This window comes from Brevibacillus sp. HB1.2 (genome assembly GCF_013332495.1).
Classification (GTDB): domain Bacteria; phylum Bacillota; class Bacilli; order Brevibacillales; family Brevibacillaceae; genus Brevibacillus; species Brevibacillus porteri.
This window is the reverse complement of sequence record NZ_JABMIU010000005.1, coordinates 333,287-351,570: the sequence shown is the minus strand read 5'-3', so window position 1 is coordinate 351,570 and position 18,284 is coordinate 333,287. Positions and strand designations below refer to the sequence as shown.

Here is an 18,284-nt window from a genome sequence, read left to right as displayed (position 1 = left end):
TGAGTGAGTATGTAATGAACAGCGGAGAGAGGTGACTCCCTCCGCTGTTCGACTCACGTAAAAGGCTTTAACTCACAAAATTATTTTTTGAAAGTTACGTTTGCTTTGTCAGTGTCGCCTTTTTCACTTGTTACAGTGATTACACCAGTAGTAGCATCTGTTTTGTCAGTAGAGAATTCGAATACGATTTCTCCGTTGCTTACTTTACCAGTGAAGGTTTCGCCGCCAACTTTGATAACTGCGTTATCAATCTCGGATTCTTTACCGGATTTGATTTCTACAGTTACAGAGTAAGAGTTTACTGGACCGATAGCGAACTGTTTACCAGTTGCGGAGTCAGCAATAGCATCCCATTTACCTGGGTTTGGAGTATCGCCTTTTTCTTGTTTCAAGAACGCTTCCGCTTCATCTTCCCAACCTTCTTTATCTACTTCATCTTCGTCGGAAATGATCAATACGTAGTCGTACTTGTTACCAGAAACGTCGGAGCTATCGATAGCAACGATGTAGTCGCCTTTGCTCACGCCGTCTACGCCTTCCAGATCATCGAAGATGTCCAGGAATGCAGTAGAAGATTTAGTGGAGATAGTGGATTTTTTGTCATCAGCATCTTTAACGGTGATGGTGTTGCCATCTACGTTAGATACCAGACCCACTTTGATTTTGTCGATGCTAGCATCTTTCCACTCGTCTTTGTCAGCGATCTTAGCGAGCATTTTCTCGTCGGAATCTTCGAGGTTGTTGTTAACTACTTCAACAACATCGTCCACAACTACTTCATCGTTAGTATCCAATTGGAATGCGATGAAGTCGCCGCGTTTGATACCACGATCGTCTTTCAGATCTTCGGAATCTTTGTCCAATGGGTAAGTTTTCAATTCGACTTTGTCACCGGTTTTAGTGAGAACTTGGATAGTGTCATCTCCACCGGATCTTCCGTAATCCCAAACCATACCGTATTGGGCATCGCCACCCAAACCGTCACCTTCAACTACGAAGATTGCTTCAACTTCATCTTTATTTTCGTCAACTGTGTAGTATACAGTCAGATCGTCTTCGTCTGCGATGTTTTTGAACTTCGTAGCTTTAGCGTTTTTCAGTTCAGGACGTTTGTTAGCGTCTTTGATCTCGCCAGTCATGTCGAAGATCGCAGTATCATCATTTACTTCGTAGTCGTCAACCATTTCATCGTCTTCGTCAGCAAGTTTGTTCCAGTCAGTTCCAGAAGAACGAATCAGATCTGTTTTCAGGATACGAACTTTTTCTGCTTTACCTTCTTTGTCAAGTTCAACTTCAAGCAGAACGTTGCTGTCGTCTTTCTTAGGTTGGAGAAGCTCTTCCAGTTCGCTCTCGTTACCGTTTTTGTCAAAGTTTTTGCCGTTTACATCATAGATGTCTTTAGCTTCCAACTCAACATTCACTTTTTTGCCTTTTTGAGTCAATACAGTGAATTGCCATTTGTCTTTACCATAGTCATTGTAAGCTGCACGAGTAACGATTGCTTTTTGTTTGCGATCGTCGATTGGATCCTTAGTAGTTACGTGACGAACACGACCAGAAGCATCCAGGTACAGTTTTACTGTTTCACCGTCAAGATCTTTGATCAGATCCCAGTTGGATCCATCAGTATCTTCAACGTCTTTGTTTCCGTTATCGGAGTAAGTAGCACCTTTGTAGATACGGTATGTTTTGTCTCCAACAGTCAGACGGTAGTCGTTGCTGTTACGCATAACAACTTTGTCTACTTTACCTTCTACAATCGTGTCAGTAGCGAAGATCAGGAACTTGTCTTCGTCACCTTCTGGATAGTAAACGCTGTAAACCATGTTTTCTTTCAGATCGCTGAATTTAGCTGGTTTACCATTGAGGAATACGAGGAAGTCTTTACCTTCATCTTTGTTTTCCAGCTCATTGAACTTGTCGTTGTCAATGTTCGTGATCTTTTTCTTTTCAACATCGACTTTGCTGATCACTTCAGAACCATACTTGCGACCTTCGTCAGTTTGGTTCATAGTTTGATCGTCGATTACGTGCATGTAAGCAATTTCGTTGTTGTCATCCAGAACAACTTTCACACCAAAAGTGAAGCCATCGCCATCTTTGATGATTTCTTTCAAACCGTCAACTGCATCAGTGTAACGTTTGAAGTTGTAAGTAACAACAGTGTCTTTGTTCAGACGGTAGGATTTCTCGCTAGCATCCAAAATCAGTTTCAGATCTTTCAGATCGGAGTTGCTCAGATCTTTAGCATCGGAGAACTTTTTGCCTTTCAGTTCCCATTCGCTCACACGGTCCATGATAACTTCTTCGTCTGTGGAACCTTCCATCCAAACGATTACGTCTTCACGGTCGTCTTTGATCCACACTTGTACGTGTTGACCAGCGAATTCGTTAGAGTTGATACCGTCAGCTACTTTGTAAGTAGTGTTGCCGATACCAGCATTTTTACCATTCAAAGTTACTTCGTTAGCTTTGATTTTGCCCAAACCGATAGCAGGTACGTTTGTTACCAGTGGCAAGTCATCGCCGTCACGGCCAGCTTCTTGAGCCCATTCCATGTCACGAACAGTAACTTTCAGGTACTTAGTCAAGAGGTTCTCGTTTGTTACCTCATAAGTAGCTTCAGTACCGTATCCTTTACGCTCCATCAGGTCTACACGAAGAGCGTTGTCGAGCATTTTGAAGATGTCGCCACGAACTGCTGCATTGTTAGGAGAAGTGATGCTTCTAGCAATGTTCAGCTCGGAAGCTTTGGAGATCATGCTGTTAGGCCATACACCTTTAACTGCTGGCTCATAACCCAGTGCACGAACGATCATAGTTACTGCTTCAGCATAAGTAACTTGGTTTTGTGGTTTGAAAGATTTGTCCGGGAAACCTTTTACGATCTCTTCGCCGGAAGCTACGTTTACGAAACCAGCAAACCAATCAGAAGATTTAACGTCAGTGTAAGTATTGCTGAATTGTGCCAATTTCGCACCTTGCTCCAGTCCGCGAGCGCGAACGATCAGAGTAGCGAACTCTGCACGAGTGATAGTTTTGTCTACACCGTATTCGCCGTTGCCATAACCTGCTACCAGGCCAAGAGCTTCCAGACGTTTTACGGTTTTTTCCATTTCAGCGTCCATTTTAGGAGCTGTAGTTGTTGCTGCTTCTTCTGCTGCGAAAGCCATTGGAGCAACAGTAAGTGCGAGTGCACTAGCCAATACACTGTTAACGACCTTTTTCATAACCTTGTGTTCTCCTCCTCTAGTATAAACAAATTGTTCTTGGGGAATATTTGTTGTTAATCTATCTTTCTTTTTAAAGCCCGAATCCTGCAAGCGCGTGTCACCTCCTTTCGCAGGAAAGCCTCGCTTTTTGTGTTAAAAATCTCTAGTATATTCAGTATTGTGTAAAATGCAACAATCACTAGTGTAACACAACTGCTAGAATTCGTGAATCTTTTTTACACAATTCCCCGTTTTTCGTGTGACATCCTATTAAACGCCTGAGCGAATCAAAAGTTGCGGCGCCTTCGAAAAAAAATTAAAGTTTTTTTCGTGGTTCGTTATTCACCTGTCCATTATGTACGAAGTGACATCCGCCACAATCCGTATTATAGGGGACATATGGCGGGCTGTCACGACTGAACCTTTTTCCAATTGGATTCGAAAGCTTACAAATCTTGTTTTCAGTTAGTTACCCAGAGCTGTTTCAAAAGCTACAACAGCCAGGTTGTATGACAATACAGCCTTTTGGTACTCGTTCTCGCTAGTAGACAACGCTTCTTCGGACTGGATAACCTCCAAAGTAGTTGCGAGCCCATTCTCAAAGCGCAGATTTTTCAGGCGATAGCTCTCCGCAGCAGAATCCTTTGCAGACTTACGGAACTCAATCCCTTCTCTTGCCGCATTCAGGTTGAGATATGCTTCTGTTACATCTTTGATAACAACACGCTTTTGCTCATCGATAGCAAGCTTGGCTTTTTCCACATTATTGCGCGCCTGTTGACCTTGAAGAGTAGATACAGCCAAATACTCATCGATCAGCTTCACGTTCAGTTCAGCCAGCTTGAGCTCTTCTTCTGCTCTCGTAATTTCTACCCGGTTGGAGAGTGCCTGCTCCTTGGCTTGCTCGTTCGTCAGCTTAATAGGGGCCGTTTGCTTATTCGATGTGACGAGCTTCCATTCTTTATTTAAATCTACTCCGAGGAAGTCATTTAGATCCATAAGGGCAATTTCCACAGCGTTTTCTGCAGACTTCAATTGTGCTTTTGCCGCTGCTACTCCCATCTCTGCTTCCAAAACATCTGTTTTTGCATTCGTTCCCACATCGAATGCAGCCTTTGCTACCTTCAGCTGTGCTTCTGAACGAGCCAAGCTTTGTTTCTTCAAGTTCAAATCATCTTGAGCAAAAATCAGCTTGTAATAGACATCTTGTGCCCCTAGCTTTGTTTTTGCTTCAGCTGATTTTACGTACAGTGCATTGAGCTTTTTGTTCACTTTCCCATTCTCGTTTGTCACATATTTGCGTTGTGCATCTTCCAGCGTTTCAATCGTACTGCTTGGCATTTCAGAGTTACTTACATAAGTAAGTGACTGATTAATGTCTGCATTTTTTGCATCCAGACGTGTCTCATTAAGCTTAGCATTTGACTTCAGAGCCTGTTCAACGGCTTTTTCCAAAGTCAGCTCCTCACTTGCAGCAGCCTCAGTAGTAGACTGGCTCCCTGTACCGGTTTGTGTTGTTGTTTTATCATTTGATGCTTGTACAGTCGTAGGTGCCTTTGTTTGATCGGAGCCTGTATTCGCAGATGCCGTCAAGCTTCCTGCGCCTAGTGCTGTTGTTAATACTGCCGCCAAACTGATGGACATCCATTTCTTTTTCGAATATGGAAAATTCACTGAATTCCACTCCTTTATTTTATATTGAGCATAAAATTATTAACCACATTAAATATGTGGTTTGTCCCAAGATCACTATATCACAGAGTTATACTTCTCACACGCAAAATTATGCCATACCAGCATTTTCATAAGGGAATCATAGATAGCTCCTCCCTTTCCTTTTTTATTCCAGAAGCACCACATAGAGTACTACGATTATGTGTCAAAAACATTTCAGTGTTCGCCAACATTTCTTTTGCATGCTATCCTTTTCTTGAGGTGATTGTACGATGCTTACGCAATACAAAACTATCGCTGGCTACGGTGAGGACTATATCGTTATTGAACGCTCCCGTTTTATCGGATATGCCAAGCGGGTTACAACCGAAGAAGAAGCGACAGCGTTTATCGCGATGATTAAAAAGAAGCACTGGGATGCTACCCATAACTGTTCCGCTTTTGTCATTGGCGAAAACGATCAAATTCAGCGATCAAGTGATGACGGGGAGCCCAGCGGTACAGCTGGCAAACCGATTCTTGAGTGTATCAAGAAAAACGGTGTTAAGGATACGGTCGTCGTCGTCACTCGCTATTTCGGCGGAATCAAGCTTGGGGCTGGTGGACTCGTTCGGGCTTACACAGCAGGAACGGTTACTGCACTTAAGGCTGCGAAAATCGTGGTGCATACCCTGCATCAAACGATTTCTGTCAGCGTCGACTACACGTGGTGGGGCAAGGTAGAGAACGAACTACGTCTAGGCGAACATCGCGTGAGTGGTACGGATTTCACAGACAAGGTTACCGCGCATGTATTGATTCCTGAGGGCGAACAGGATGAGTTCGTCGCGCGAATGGTCGATTTGACGAATGGACAAGCTCAGATCGTGCTCGGAGAAAAGGAATATGTGGAGGTTCCGGTGGACGCGGTTGGAGATGTGGAAGAAGAGTAATTTCTCAACGAAAAAAGCTGAAGAGGCGGATGACCTCTTCAGCTTTTCTTCTATTATATATAGCGAAATATATTCACTTACTGCTTAGGCAGTTTTTTGAGTTGGACCATCACACGTACTGTGATAACAGCCATCTCTGCACGAGTCAAATTATGAGTAGGCTTGAAGCTGTAGGTTGGCTTTTTCACGGATGGGTCATTGACTTCACCGTTCATCAGCTTACCTTTGCTGACAGCCAGCACAGATGGAGCTGCATAGTAGCTCACATCTTTCGCATCTGTAAACATTTTATTCAATGCCACTTTGGATGCATCGAGCGTAGCCAATTTCATGTTGAGCGCACGCGCAATCATGATTGTTGCTTCTTCACGCGTCAGTGAATCATCTGGGCGGAAGTAGCCTGGCTGTTTTCCACGAATAATCCCAGCGCGAGCAGCCGTCTCGATGTACTTGTACTCATAATCCCACGTATTCCGATTAGGACGGACATCCGTGAAGGTAGGCTCTAAAGGATCACGTTCATTGCTATCCTTATATGGACCTGCGTTAATAGGCAGTGCCAACGCTTTTACCAGCATTGTGGCAAATTCTCCGCGTGTCATGTCACGGTTTGCACCAAAACTGCTTCCACTGTATGCTGGCATAATGCCTTTTGCATACAAGGTCTCAATCGCATCACGGGCAAAATCATGGGTAATGACATCATCGTAGGATTCTCTTGTTTTCATGACCATGTAGTAACCAAATCCAGCAAACGGTACCTGCACGGTTTTCGCGCCAGTATTCACTACACCACCAATGTTTCTCCACTCGTCACCGTTGTGATAGTAAATGGTCAAGATGTTGTTCGCAGCATTTACGATCGATGGATCATATTTAATGGTAAGTGTTCCACGGAGGCTTGGAACAAGATTGTCCTGCCAACGGCTCTTAAAGTCCTGAGCATCGCCTTCATCGTAGTATGGATCACGTCCACCCGGAGCCTCTATGTCACCTGCATCGACATAGTACAACGGACTTGCGTAGTTAAAGTTGGATTCGAGTACCAGCCTGTCCTCCAAATTGTCTTCTTCAATGGTTACTTGTCCTGTTGTTCGGTCTGCCATACCAAAATAGAGAGGCACATCGACAAAAATGTCTCCGTTTGGATTCTTCACTTCTTGGCCAGCACGGCTGTCATCTGGTGACAGCAATACGGTACCTTTTGGGAACTTCAGATCAAATTGCTTATCAAATACGCTAAACGCTACTTTCTTCCCTAATACATCACGATATTCAGCACCATTTACATTCGAGCTCGCATTGTAAATTTTGATTTCGTCTTTATAGGTGCTATCGCCTACTACAACCGAGAATTTCACTGTGTTTAAACCTTTTTTAAGTGGAACTGTAGATGTAAACACGTAGTAGGTTTCTGGAATTGTTTTTCCTTGGTCATCGTCATAATAGAAGTCAGGGTTTGTTGTATTCGTTACTTTCGCTTCTGTTTTGCCGAACAATACTTTGTCCGCATTTTCCGCAAACACTTTTACAACTGCACTATTGCTATTAACGATGATGTACGGATCGTTTTCTTTTGCTTTTACTGGGGACAGAACTTCCCAGCTTGAATATTTCTGATCGATGTTGATGTCATAGCGAATGACAGTACCATTGTCATCTTCTGCTACGATTGTGTAGACTGTTGTTCCACCCTTTTTCAGAGTCAGAGGGAAGAGGCCCAATTTTTGTTCCTGTTCTTTCGCATCAGTTACAGCATCTTGCACTTCTTCAACAAGATCGCCATACTTCTTCGTGCTCATTTTCCCTCCAAATCGGGAACGAGACTCTGAATCAATGTTGTGCTCATCAAACAGGTCTTCCAAATCGTTATTCAAAGCTGCTTCCAGACGAGTCTTTACGTATTCCTGATTCGTTGTGTCTTGATCCCAATCCCCACTCTTGTAGCGGAAATCATTGATCCGTTTTCCGTTCTTTTCGATATATACATGTGTCGCATCATTTACGGTAAAGCTCAGGCTGCTCAAGAAGTTGGCACCCGTCTTATAGGATGGGTCTCCAGCTTTTTTCATCAGCTCTTCGGTTTTACCATTAGAGATGATCTCCAGCTTCACATCCTCTACAGATGGTGTCTTGGATGTGTTATACGAAACATTGTAGGTAAAAACGGTTTTTGGATCGTCTTTTAACGTGATTTTCAGGACGTTGTTGCCCTTTTTAAAACCTGATTGGGCATTTTGAAGTTGGTCTTTTTGAATCAGGAATGTGCCCTTGTTGGTATCGATATCGGTAATGTTGATAGTTGCTCCGTTCAACGTCGCCTCAATATTACCCGACTTCAATACGTAGTTGTACACTTTCCCGTCAAGATTTCGGATATCGTTCTCACTCTTCACTTGATATCCGTCTTCGAAGCTGCGAACCTGTCCTGTTGCATCTACATAGGTGATTTGCGCATATGGAGTAATGCGAATATCCAGTGTATAGGCAGCAGATGTCGATGCTGTACCGCCATTATATCCAATTACCAATTTACCCTGACCTTGTGGAAGCTTTCTCAGCGTAAGTGTAAATCCATCGGTCGCTGTCTGGATAACATAGTCAGTTCCTGCCGCCAGTGTTTGTCCGTTGTAGGTAATGTTTACAGTAGAGTTTGGATTCGAGATATTTTGTGTGACGACCTTCAATTCCAGCGGCGAAGTAACTATCGTATTTGCAGCCGTTGGAGACAACTCTTGTGCATTCGCCAAATTAATCACTTTTGTAATATTCGGCTTCGTGCTGTCCAAGTACTTGAACTCGTACTCGTAGTTCGCAACATTAATAAAGCCAGATGGAGAAGTTACGGTATTGTTCGATGCTTTTGTCAAGTACTGGTAGCTCAACGATACTTTGTACGTTTTTCCATCCTGGAAGACTCCTGCTGGTACCCCTACAGTTACCGCATATTCGGTAAAGCCGCTTTGCGGATTGCCGATCGGTGTAAAGGTTAATCCACTTCCACTCTTGTATTCACTCTTACTTCCACCTTCGGAAATCGTGACCTTGAATTCCTGGAACTGCTGCTCACCAGCAATATCTACAAATTTCAAAAGTGCCGCACCATTCAATGTCATGGCTGGAGAATACGTTGCACCTGTTACCGTTGATAGTTGGTTCGGCTGTAGTGATACTCCACCCAGCATTACTTTGTAAAACTGATCAGAGCTTCCGGATGAGGTAGTGGTAACCAGCAGCTTGCGGACGAATGTTCCTACTTCCTTATTTTGGTTAAACACTCTGATCTCCAGGGTATTTTCACCAAGCTGCGATGGTACACTCAATCCAAAAGATCCGGTGCGGTTCACTTGTGTTTTGACTACATCACCTGTACGCAGGTTTTTCACTTCAACTGTATCTGCATTGAGTGCTTTTCCGTCCATGTTCAAATTCAGACGGTTAGTCGAAGGAACTGTGATATAAGTTGGACTCGAAGTGACATTCGGATCGTTCAGTGGTGTATCATTTACTTTCAAATCACTAACTAGTGGTGTGTTGTTGTATTGAACATAGAACTGGTAGTGCTCTTTTGTTACATTTCCCACCTTTTCATAGAAGGCGACTTGATTCAGACCTGGTTTCAGGCTGATATTGCTAAATGTAAAAGTACTTCCGTTAATCGATGGAGCAGTATTCGATAAATCCTGAACCGTCTGGCCATTGTTCGTAATCAGCTTGATTCGCAAGCTGCTTCCGGTTACACCACTACCATACGTACCAATCAGTGTGATTGTGGAATCGCCATAAACCACTGGGTTATAGGCTGTCGTTCCACCCGAGAAGTTTGTAATCGAAATCGGGCTATTCTGCGAGTTGTATTCGTAATAAATAACGTCACGCTCACCTGTATTTGGTGCAAAAAGCTGTACAGCATTCAGACCAGGAGATAAATCAATATCTGGCAATACGCCTCCTGCTCCCGTTACCGTTCGGACGGTCACTCCGTTTACTTGGACTTCGACAGCCTGTGTTTTATCCACTGCGGCTGAGATGCCATACTCGTATTCCAAGCCAGTTACTGTTCGGCTTGTAACCTTTTTAGGATTGCTTTGATGCTCACCTTCCCCAGAATTATTGAATTTTAGCGGGCCTGTTCCCGAAGGCGAAGGAGTTGGTGTGTACTGAAAGTAGATCTCTGTTGTATCATTTGTTGGATCTAGCGTTACTTTTGGTCTTACCGTAACTTTAGTCACTGCCCCACTGCTGTTCAGTTGAAAATCCGGCAGTATAATTTTGTCATTTGCGAACAGTTGGTTATTCGCAAGGGGGACCCCATCAATTGTTACATCCACGCCTTGACCATTTTTCGAGGTATCTTTGTAAAAAAGCTCGACACCGTATATTAATTTCGATTTGGTCTTGATTGGGGTACTGTAGGCATAACCGTTACCGCTACCAGTCGCAAGATAGGCAGTTGGCGTCTTGATACCAGCCCCAGTATTCCAGTTGGAACCAAGTGCCGCAAAAGCAGGTACGGCAGGCAAAACACCTGTAACAATCAGCATCATCGTCAGGCACATCGCCAGCCAGCGACGGAATTGTTGATAGGACTTGTTCATTTTTTCACCTCTCCATATTATTCTGAATTGCTTATATGTCCCGCTCCAAAAAAGATCGGGCAGTATACTTCTCCCCTATCTTTATCGGACAATTCCCTTCTGTACTTAAGTGTTTCCCCCTAAATTTTGGTGAAAAAAAGCCCCAGCATCAAAATGATGCCAGGGCTTTTCGTATTTTTAATTCGTCCGACGCTGTTGTTCGGCTTGCTTAATTTTGATCCGTCTATACGTATTAATCAACGGACGATGGCGACGGCTAACGAGTCCAACGATCTCCGTTCCGAGATGAATAACGATTAGCAGTGCGACCATGACAATAATCGTGGTCCACTTCGTCGTCTTCGTCAACAGAATAGCCATCATTCCAAAGAAAATGCTGATCGAGTAAATCATGAGTACAGTCGAACGATGGGATAGACCCATGTTGAGCAAACAGTGATGCAAATGCCCTTTGTCTGGGCTCGAAATCGGCTTTTTGTTCACGATTCTGCGCACGATGGCGAAGAACGTATCCCAAAGCGGTACACCCAGCACAACGATTGGAATGATAAAGGAAACGAACAACGCTTCTTTAAAGCCCATGATCGACAGAGCAGCCAAGTTAAAGCCCAAGAAAAGCGAACCAGTGTCGCCCATGAACAGACGGGCCGGATGAAAGTTAAAGTAGAGAAAACCCAGGATCGCTCCGAGGAGCACGAAACAGTAGGTCGCTACTTTGTAATCGTCCATCAACAAGGCCATAACTCCCATTGTCCCTGCAGCAATTGCTGATACACCGGCCGACAACCCATCGAGACCGTCAATCAGGTTCACCGCATTTGTTACACCGACAATCCAAAACATCGTGATCGGAATCGCGAGCCAGAAGAGCCAGCCACTGCTGAAATCAATGCTTCCGCTATACGGCAGATTCACGACACCGATCTTCAAACCAAAAGGAATGACGACAATCGCTGTTGCGACTAGCTGTCCGAGCAGCTTCCACTTCGGCGAGAGCTGGTATTTGTCATCGAGCATACCGACGACCATCACGATCGTGCTTCCAATGAAGATTCCCAACATTTCCGATAGGCTTGTATACGGGACAAATAGGAAGAACGCAACCAGATAACCGATATAAATAGCCAAGCCACCCATACGTGGCATGATTCGCGTGTGTACCTTGCGCTGGTTCGGGGCATCGACTGCTCCTACTTTTACAGCCAGGTTTTTTACATACGGTGTTGCAATAAACGATATGATCAGCGAAGTCAGAAATCCGAGGATTAGTGTAGACATCGACTGTTCTCCTCTCTACGGATGCATCTAGGAACGGCTACTCCATTTTTCTTTCAGTACGGTTAGAACAAACCGAGGAATAGCCAGTTGACGCTTCCAGCGGGAAGGCTCGGAAGCAAGTCGATAAAACCATTCCAAATGCAGTTTTTGCCAGATCTCGGGAGCGCGCTTCACTTTCCCGGAAATGACGTCAAAGCTTCCGCCTACCCCCATCATCAGGGAGGCATTTAACTGATCGCGATACTTCGCCATCCATTCATCTTGTCTGGGCGCACCCAGTGCGACGAACAGGAGCTGCGGTTTCGCTTCGGCAATTTCTTGTACAATTTGAGTTTCTTCCTCTGGACGAAAATAGCCATCCCGACATCCGACGATTCGGGCGTTCGGATAACGAGCACTCAGTTTGTCTTTTGCCAAATGAATGACATCCGGCTTGGCGCCGAGTAAATACACGCCCCACTGATGTTGATCGGCTTTGGCCATGAGCGCTTCCAGCAGTTCCACACCCGTAACGCGCTCATAAATCGGCTGATTCGTCCATTTAGCAGCGTACACGATCCCAATTCCATCTGGAACGACATAGGCTTGTTCTACAATAGAACGGAAAGCGCGATTCTCTCTCGCTACCATGACGATTTCCGGATTGGCAGTCACCACGTGGGTCTTTTGACCGTTTTGTATACGCTCTGTTATATGATCGATAGTCTCACGGAAGCCGCGAGTCGTAAATGGCACATCTAATATCGTTGCGACCTGTTTGGTCATTTCTTCACCTTCAAGTGCTTGTTATTAAATCAATGTTTAAAAAGACGACTTTTTAAACTACCTTATTCATGCATGGAGATGCCCATTAGCCATTCTACCCGAAAAGAAAGGCACATTCAAGATGATCATGAATGTGCCTTATTTCCTGCCGTTAGGGCAAACATCAATCCACCCTCTGCTACTACTTTCCCATTTACCAATGCTTTTCCATGCCCTTTGCCGACGGTACCACGCACACGAGTAAGCTCAACCTCAAGTACCAGCGTATCTCCCGGCTTCACCTGATCTTTGAAACGGAATTCATCAATACCTGCAAACAGTCCGATTTTTCCTTGATGTTCCTCCATGCTGAGCATCGCTACTGCCCCAACCTGTGCCAACGCTTCCACAATAAGGACACCAGGCATGACTGGATAACCAGGAAAATGGCCTTGGAAAAACGGTTCATTAACCGTGACATTTTTAATTCCAACTGCTCTTTTTCCTAACTCCAGCTCTTCGATTTTATCTATCAGCAAAAACGGGTAACGATGCGGGATGATTTCCTGAATTTGCATAATATCCAAAGGCGCTTTGATTTGCATTATGTATCGCTCCATTTCCATACTTAACTAGACTTGTCTATGCATGAATACCCTTTGACCAAGAAAACAATATACATAACTCCCGCCCCAGTTGAACTGACAAGCGGGGTTAAGATAAAAGGGGCACTTCCTCCCCAAAAGCGGGAAGTGCTCTTTTTCACCCTTACACGCGGTTCAATAGTCGAGCCTTTGCCAGATAAATCGCGCTCGCAATAAATGAGAACGCTATAACAGACCAAAGTATCGCTTCACTGTACTCATAGCGATACATTACCAGCGGAATGACAACATACAAAAGGACAGTTGTCAGCTTGCCGTAGGCGTTTGCCGGGACGGTTTTTTTCCCGCGGAAGTGGTAAACAGCTCCTGTTACTATCATTGCCAGATCGCGCACAAAGAAAAACAGGGCAGCCCATATACTGATTCGATCTGTCAAAAATAATGAGGCGATGACCGCCAGCATCATTAATTTATCTGCCAGAGGATCTAACATCATTCCGATGGTGGTCACAAGCTTATGCTTCCGCGCGATGTACCCATCCGCAATATCGGTCACTCCCGCCAAAATCAAAATGCCTAAAGCGATTTCAACATGATACGGAAACACCGAAAAAAAGACATACAGGTACAAAGGGATGAGCACGATGCGAAAGATCGTAAGCAAATTAGGAAGATTCACGGACATCCCTCCGTATTCAAATCGTCACTTCCTTTTTCAACCACTCGCCCTATTATACTCTGTGGACAAACACCACAACAAGTCCTCGAAAAAATAGGAGCCCCAACCATAGGGTTCGGGCTTGTCCAGCTTCGTTTTTACGTATCTTCAAACATTAAATCCCACATATGTTTGTAGGTTCCCAGATCGAATACGTCAGACATTGGCTGCTTTCCAACCCCACCGTATCCGATCATCAGACCGATGACCAGTGAGAAAAACAGCAGGAGTGGGACCAGCACCATCTTGGCAACTCTCAGCCGCCAATTTTTGCCGCTCCGTTCCCGCTCTTTTCCTTTTGACTTAACCTCTTCGGTCTGACGCGGGAAACGTTTGCTCTTCCCTTGTTCCATGCTCCTCTCCTCCGTCATGCTGAAATTATATGAGTTATCTGCTTCTCAGTTGGTTAGCAATGCCCATCATTTGATCACTGATGCCGACTGCACGTGAGTTCAATTGATACGCACGCTGAATGTTCACCAGTTGGGACATTTCCTCTGTCATGCTTACATTCGAGCCTTCCAATGCTCCTTGTCGAAGTGTAGCATCACCTGTAATGAGGGCATTCGTGTATTTGGTAGTTGGATTTGCACCGGAATCTAACTCAGCATCAAACAGATTCTGACCGACTTGCTGCAGCTGATCAGGATTGTCTACTTTCCAAAGACCGATATTGCCGTAAGACACTCCATTTGCAGTAAGTGCTCCCTCGGCAGTAATTTGAATATTGGTGACTGGCTCTGGCAATACAATATTTACGCCGTTTTCGTCTGTTAAAATGTGACCAGAGGTAGTGTGCAATACATAACCTTGTTCATCATCATCGAATGAGACCTTGAAAGAGCCATCGCGTGTCAATCGATTTTCCTCTTGAATGACATTGCCAGTAGCGTCCTTGATCTTGTGAGTGACAAGAAAATACCCGTTTCCCTCAACCAACACATCTGTTGGCACATCAGTAACTTTCACACTACCTTGACCGAGATCCAGCTTGGTCATGCCAAGACGGGCACCGCTTCCGATCCGAATCCCCACCGATGTATTCCGATTTTGATTGTCTGCTGCCGGCTGTTCATTCATCGAATCGGAGAGAAGCTCGGAAAACGATGCGACCCGGCGTTTGTACCCGATTGTATCAATATTCGCCAGATTGTTGGCTGTATTGTCCAACGCTTGCTGAATACCGCGCATAGCTGATGTGGAAATATTAAGCGACTGCATCTTTCCTACCTCCTATTATCCGTTAACACGACCGATTTCATTAGCAGCCTTATCCAACGTACCATCAATCGTTGTAATGACCCGTTGGTTCGCTTCATAAGCGCGAAGAACACTCATCATGTTCGTCATGGTTTGGCCAGGGTCTACATTGGAGCGCTCACGCCAACCTTGTTGCATACCGTATCGACCTGAAATCGTAGGTGTAGCGTACGTACCTGCTGCCAGAGCTGCTTGATCGTTTGCTTCAGCAACATCAATCGCTTCGACGTCCATGTCGCCTTCCCAACGGAATACATTGGTTCCCTCACGAACCAGCATCAAGGGATTGGTTACTACAGCCAGTCCCAAACGAGGATGCGCTGCCAAAGATTGATATTCATTCGTGTTCGGGTCTTTGTACAACAATTCGCCAGCTTCGTTGATCTTCAAATCTTGTCCAGCATTAATTCCACTAACTGGGTCATTAACTCGAATCGCCTGATTTTGATTGTCCAAAACATAGTACCCATCAGCCGTTACCAAGTAGCCTTCCCCATTCACGCTCCAGTTACCGTTTCGCGTGTAGCGAATATCCTCTTCTTGAGCTGGCTGCGTCAAATCCTCAATCCGCGCCACACTGTAAAACAACCGTCGCTCATTCCCATCCGGATCTGGCTGAATATTGTCCATCAACGCAAGATCATACGGATTGCGTGTCTCTTCAATATCCCCCTGCGCAAAATTCGGTAGCGCCTCCGACATGTATACCCCTGTGTGCAAACGCCCGATAATGGCAGGCTGTCCAGGCATAGTAGGGATGCCCGGAACATCCAGTCCTTCCTTATCATTCATGCGGGAGAGCAATTGCTCCGGAAATGCACGCATGACACCCACGTCCTGTTTGAACCCGGGTGTATTGATATTTGCTAAATTGTTCGCCAGCGATTCTTGCCTGTTCTGCAAAGCCAGCATGCCAGATGCAGACGTATACAAGCCTCTGATCACTTAAATCTTACCCCCTGAATAATCGCTTATTCGAGTGAGCCGGCATCTTGTCCAAATAGTCCAGCATCATTCCTGTTCCTTTTGCAACGCACATCATTGGCTCCTCCGCTACCAGCACAGGAACCTTCAGCTCCTCTGCCAGAATCTCGTCAATACCGTGCAATAATGCGCCGCCACCGGTCAGGAAAACACCCTTATCAATTATATCGGCAGAAAGCTCCGGAGGTGTTCGTTCTAAAACAGATTTTGAGGCTTGTACAATCGCACTCACCGACTCAGCCAGGGCTTCCTGGACTTCAGTGGAGCGGATGGTAATCGTTTGCGGCAAGCCGCTTACCATGTCTCGACCCCGAATGTCCATTTCGTCCTGGCGTCCGCCGGATACGGTTCCAATCTGAACCTTGATATCTTCAGCCGTACGCTCACCAATCAGCAATTTGTATTTATTTTTTATGTAACGCATAATAGCCACATCGAATGTATCGCCTGCTATTTTAATGGAGGAAGACGTGACAATATCGCCCATCGACAATACCGCTACATCGGTCGTTCCCCCACCGATATCCACTACCATATTACCGGACGGCTGAAAAATGTCCATACCTGCCCCAACTGCGGCAACTTTCGGTTCTTCTTCGATAAATACTTCTCTTGCTCCACCGCTGCGCTCAGCTGCTTCGCGAATTGCTTTTTGCTCAACAGACGTGATGTTGGTCGGGCAGCAAATCAAAATACGCGGACGGGCAAACATGCTCTTTCCACCAATTTTGTTCAAGAAGTGCTTCAGCATAGCCTCTGTGATTTCAAAATCCGCGATAACCCCTTCTCGCAAAGGTCGGATCGCTACGATATTTCCTGGGGTACGGCCTACCATGCGATAGGCTTCATTTCCCACGGCCAAAACTTTTCTGGTTTTACTATCTATTGCCACGACAGATGGTTCGTCTAGGACAATTCCCTTGCCTTTTACAAAAACCAAGACATTGGCCGTGCCCAAGTCGATTCCGATATCTTTGCCAAACATGAAAGGTCCTCCCTGATTACCAGTTACATTTCTACCTAATATCATAGGCTCTTCTACGTGAGAGGACAAGGAAATTCTTTCTTACACACTCTCCTCCTGTTCTACTCGTACTTTTTTACTACGCCGTTTGTACTTTATTTTGGTCGCTTCGCCTCCCCGAAGATGTCTGATGGCTTTGTGATATTCCAAAATTTCCTTTACCTGGTTCGCCAACTCTGGATTTATCTCAGGCAGCCGCTCAGTCAAGTCCTTGTGCACAGTACTTTTCGAAACACCGAACTCTTTAGCGATCATCCGAACCGTATTTCTTGTCTCTACAATATATCGGCCGATTTTGATGGTCCGCTCTTTGATGTAGTCGTGCACATTACTCGCCTCCTTGTATCTACATTGTCTGATACAATATATGGGTGCGTAGGGACACATATTCTACGTTTCCAAGCCTGACAAGCCAGCACGGCCGCATCTTTTTTCAACAGTTTGTACCACACGCAAAAAAACACCCGCAATTGTTGTATTTTGCAGGTGTTTTTCTAAATTCATCGGTTATTGATTTTTTACTTCCGTTTCAGCCTGAATCAAGTATTGCTCTGGATTGACAGGCTTGTTATCGATGCGAACTTCAAAGTGAAGATGTGCGCCAGCTTCTTTTTCAAAGGTGTTGCGCCCAGCAGACCCGATTACTTGACCTTGTGTCACTTCATCGCCTGGTTTGACTGTTACACTTTCCAGACTTTGATATACCGTAATCATTTTGTCTGCGTGCTCAATCTCAATCTCGTTGCCGACAAGTGGATCGTTCACCACTTTTACTACTTTACCCGCAAGAGCTGCGATGACATCAAAGCTCTTACCGTCCGTAGATACGAGGTCAATACCTGTGTGTGGGTAGAAGGTATTGTCGAAGCTCACCAATGCTTTTTGCTGATTGTCCTTGGACGCTTTCTCATCGTAGTAGTTCATGCCCACATTGTACTGCACGCCTTTTCCTACTGGCCAAGCGAGTGGTTGTACGCCACTTGTAGCAGGTACCGCTTCTTCGTTTTGCGGTGTAGTCGTCTCAGGAGCTGCAGGAGTTGTCACTGCCACGCCATCTCCGCTATTCGTCATTTTGGATACCGTGTCCATGACATTGCCCTGATACCACATCACAAAAGCGAGAATGATTGCTGCGGTGCCGATGTAGATTGCAGGAAACGCCCATTTCTTGCCCAAAACTTTTTTCCAAGAACTTGCCTTCTTGAATGGAATTGGTTGATTTTTTTGATCTTCCATTTTATTCATCACCTCATCC

14 protein-coding genes are annotated in these 18,284 nt (G+C 45.1%); 1 reads left to right on the top strand and 13 read right to left on the bottom strand.

Annotated elements, in window-relative coordinates; all coding sequences use genetic code 11:
* Positions 1-80: 80 nt before the first annotated feature.
* Positions 81-3,230, bottom strand: coding sequence for an S-layer homology domain-containing protein (locus tag HPY28_RS15485; protein ID WP_174225320.1), 3,150 nt, complete (start codon positions 3,228-3,230; stop codon positions 81-83).
* Between the two features lie 447 nt (positions 3,231-3,677).
* Positions 3,678-4,886, bottom strand: a complete 1,209-nt coding sequence (locus HPY28_RS15480; RefSeq protein ID WP_174225204.1) for a TolC family protein — start codon at positions 4,884-4,886, stop codon at positions 3,678-3,680.
* 272 nt (positions 4,887-5,158) lie between these two features.
* Here HPY28_RS15480 and HPY28_RS15475 point away from each other — a divergent pair, with 272 nt between their 5' ends.
* Complete coding sequence (locus tag HPY28_RS15475; protein WP_069850958.1) at positions 5,159-5,818, top strand: YigZ family protein; 660 nt, start codon at positions 5,159-5,161, stop codon at positions 5,816-5,818.
* Between the two features lie 77 nt (positions 5,819-5,895).
* On the opposite strand, the gene HPY28_RS15470 is transcribed toward HPY28_RS15475, so the two are convergent.
* The 11 genes from HPY28_RS15470 to HPY28_RS15420 all read right to left on the bottom strand — a co-directional run bounded on the left by HPY28_RS15470 (position 5,896) and on the right by HPY28_RS15420 (position 18,265).
* Positions 5,896-10,416: an S-layer homology domain-containing protein gene (locus HPY28_RS15470; protein WP_174230866.1), complete on the bottom strand. Its 4,521-nt coding sequence runs from the start codon at positions 10,414-10,416 to the stop codon at positions 5,896-5,898.
* Positions 10,417-10,593: 177 nt separating this feature from the next.
* The gene (locus tag HPY28_RS15465; protein ID WP_174230865.1) at positions 10,594-11,694 is read right to left on the bottom strand and encodes a glycosyltransferase family 4 protein; all 1,101 of its coding nucleotides are present in this window, start codon (positions 11,692-11,694) and stop codon (positions 10,594-10,596) included.
* 27 nt (positions 11,695-11,721) lie between these two features.
* On the bottom strand, positions 11,722-12,459 hold the full coding sequence (locus tag HPY28_RS15460) for a WecB/TagA/CpsF family glycosyltransferase (protein WP_017252329.1): 738 nt from the start codon (positions 12,457-12,459) through the stop codon (positions 11,722-11,724).
* A 125-nt stretch (positions 12,460-12,584) separates the two neighbouring features.
* Positions 12,585-13,043, bottom strand: a complete 459-nt coding sequence (fabZ, locus tag HPY28_RS15455) for a 3-hydroxyacyl-ACP dehydratase FabZ (protein ID WP_174230864.1) — start codon at positions 13,041-13,043, stop codon at positions 12,585-12,587.
* A 163-nt stretch (positions 13,044-13,206) separates the two neighbouring features.
* Positions 13,207-13,728, bottom strand: a complete 522-nt coding sequence (locus HPY28_RS15450) for a CDP-alcohol phosphatidyltransferase family protein (protein ID WP_017252331.1) — start codon at positions 13,726-13,728, stop codon at positions 13,207-13,209.
* A gap of 131 nt (positions 13,729-13,859) precedes the next feature.
* Positions 13,860-14,114 carry a DNA-directed RNA polymerase subunit beta gene (locus HPY28_RS15445; protein WP_017252332.1) on the bottom strand — a complete coding sequence of 85 codons (255 nt, stop codon included), beginning with the start codon at positions 14,112-14,114 and terminating at the stop codon, positions 13,860-13,862.
* 34 nt (positions 14,115-14,148) lie between these two features.
* Positions 14,149-14,982 (bottom strand): flagellar hook-basal body protein, encoded by an 834-nt coding sequence (locus tag HPY28_RS15440; RefSeq protein WP_069850971.1) that lies wholly within the window; start codon positions 14,980-14,982, stop codon positions 14,149-14,151.
* Positions 14,983-14,997: 15 nt separating this feature from the next.
* A complete protein-coding gene (locus HPY28_RS15435; protein WP_173623342.1) occupies positions 14,998-15,966 on the bottom strand; it encodes a flagellar hook-basal body protein in 969 nt (322 codons plus the stop codon).
* 7 nt (positions 15,967-15,973) lie between these two features.
* Positions 15,974-16,990, bottom strand: coding sequence for a rod shape-determining protein (gene mreB / locus HPY28_RS15430; protein WP_017252335.1), 1,017 nt, complete (start codon positions 16,988-16,990; stop codon positions 15,974-15,976).
* A gap of 81 nt (positions 16,991-17,071) precedes the next feature.
* Complete coding sequence (gene spoIIID, locus HPY28_RS15425; RefSeq protein WP_003388385.1) at positions 17,072-17,356, bottom strand: sporulation transcriptional regulator SpoIIID; 285 nt, start codon at positions 17,354-17,356, stop codon at positions 17,072-17,074.
* Positions 17,357-17,536: 180 nt separating this feature from the next.
* Positions 17,537-18,265: a M23 family metallopeptidase gene (locus tag HPY28_RS15420; protein ID WP_174230863.1), complete on the bottom strand. Its 729-nt coding sequence runs from the start codon at positions 18,263-18,265 to the stop codon at positions 17,537-17,539.
* Positions 18,266-18,284: the final 19 nt, after the last annotated feature.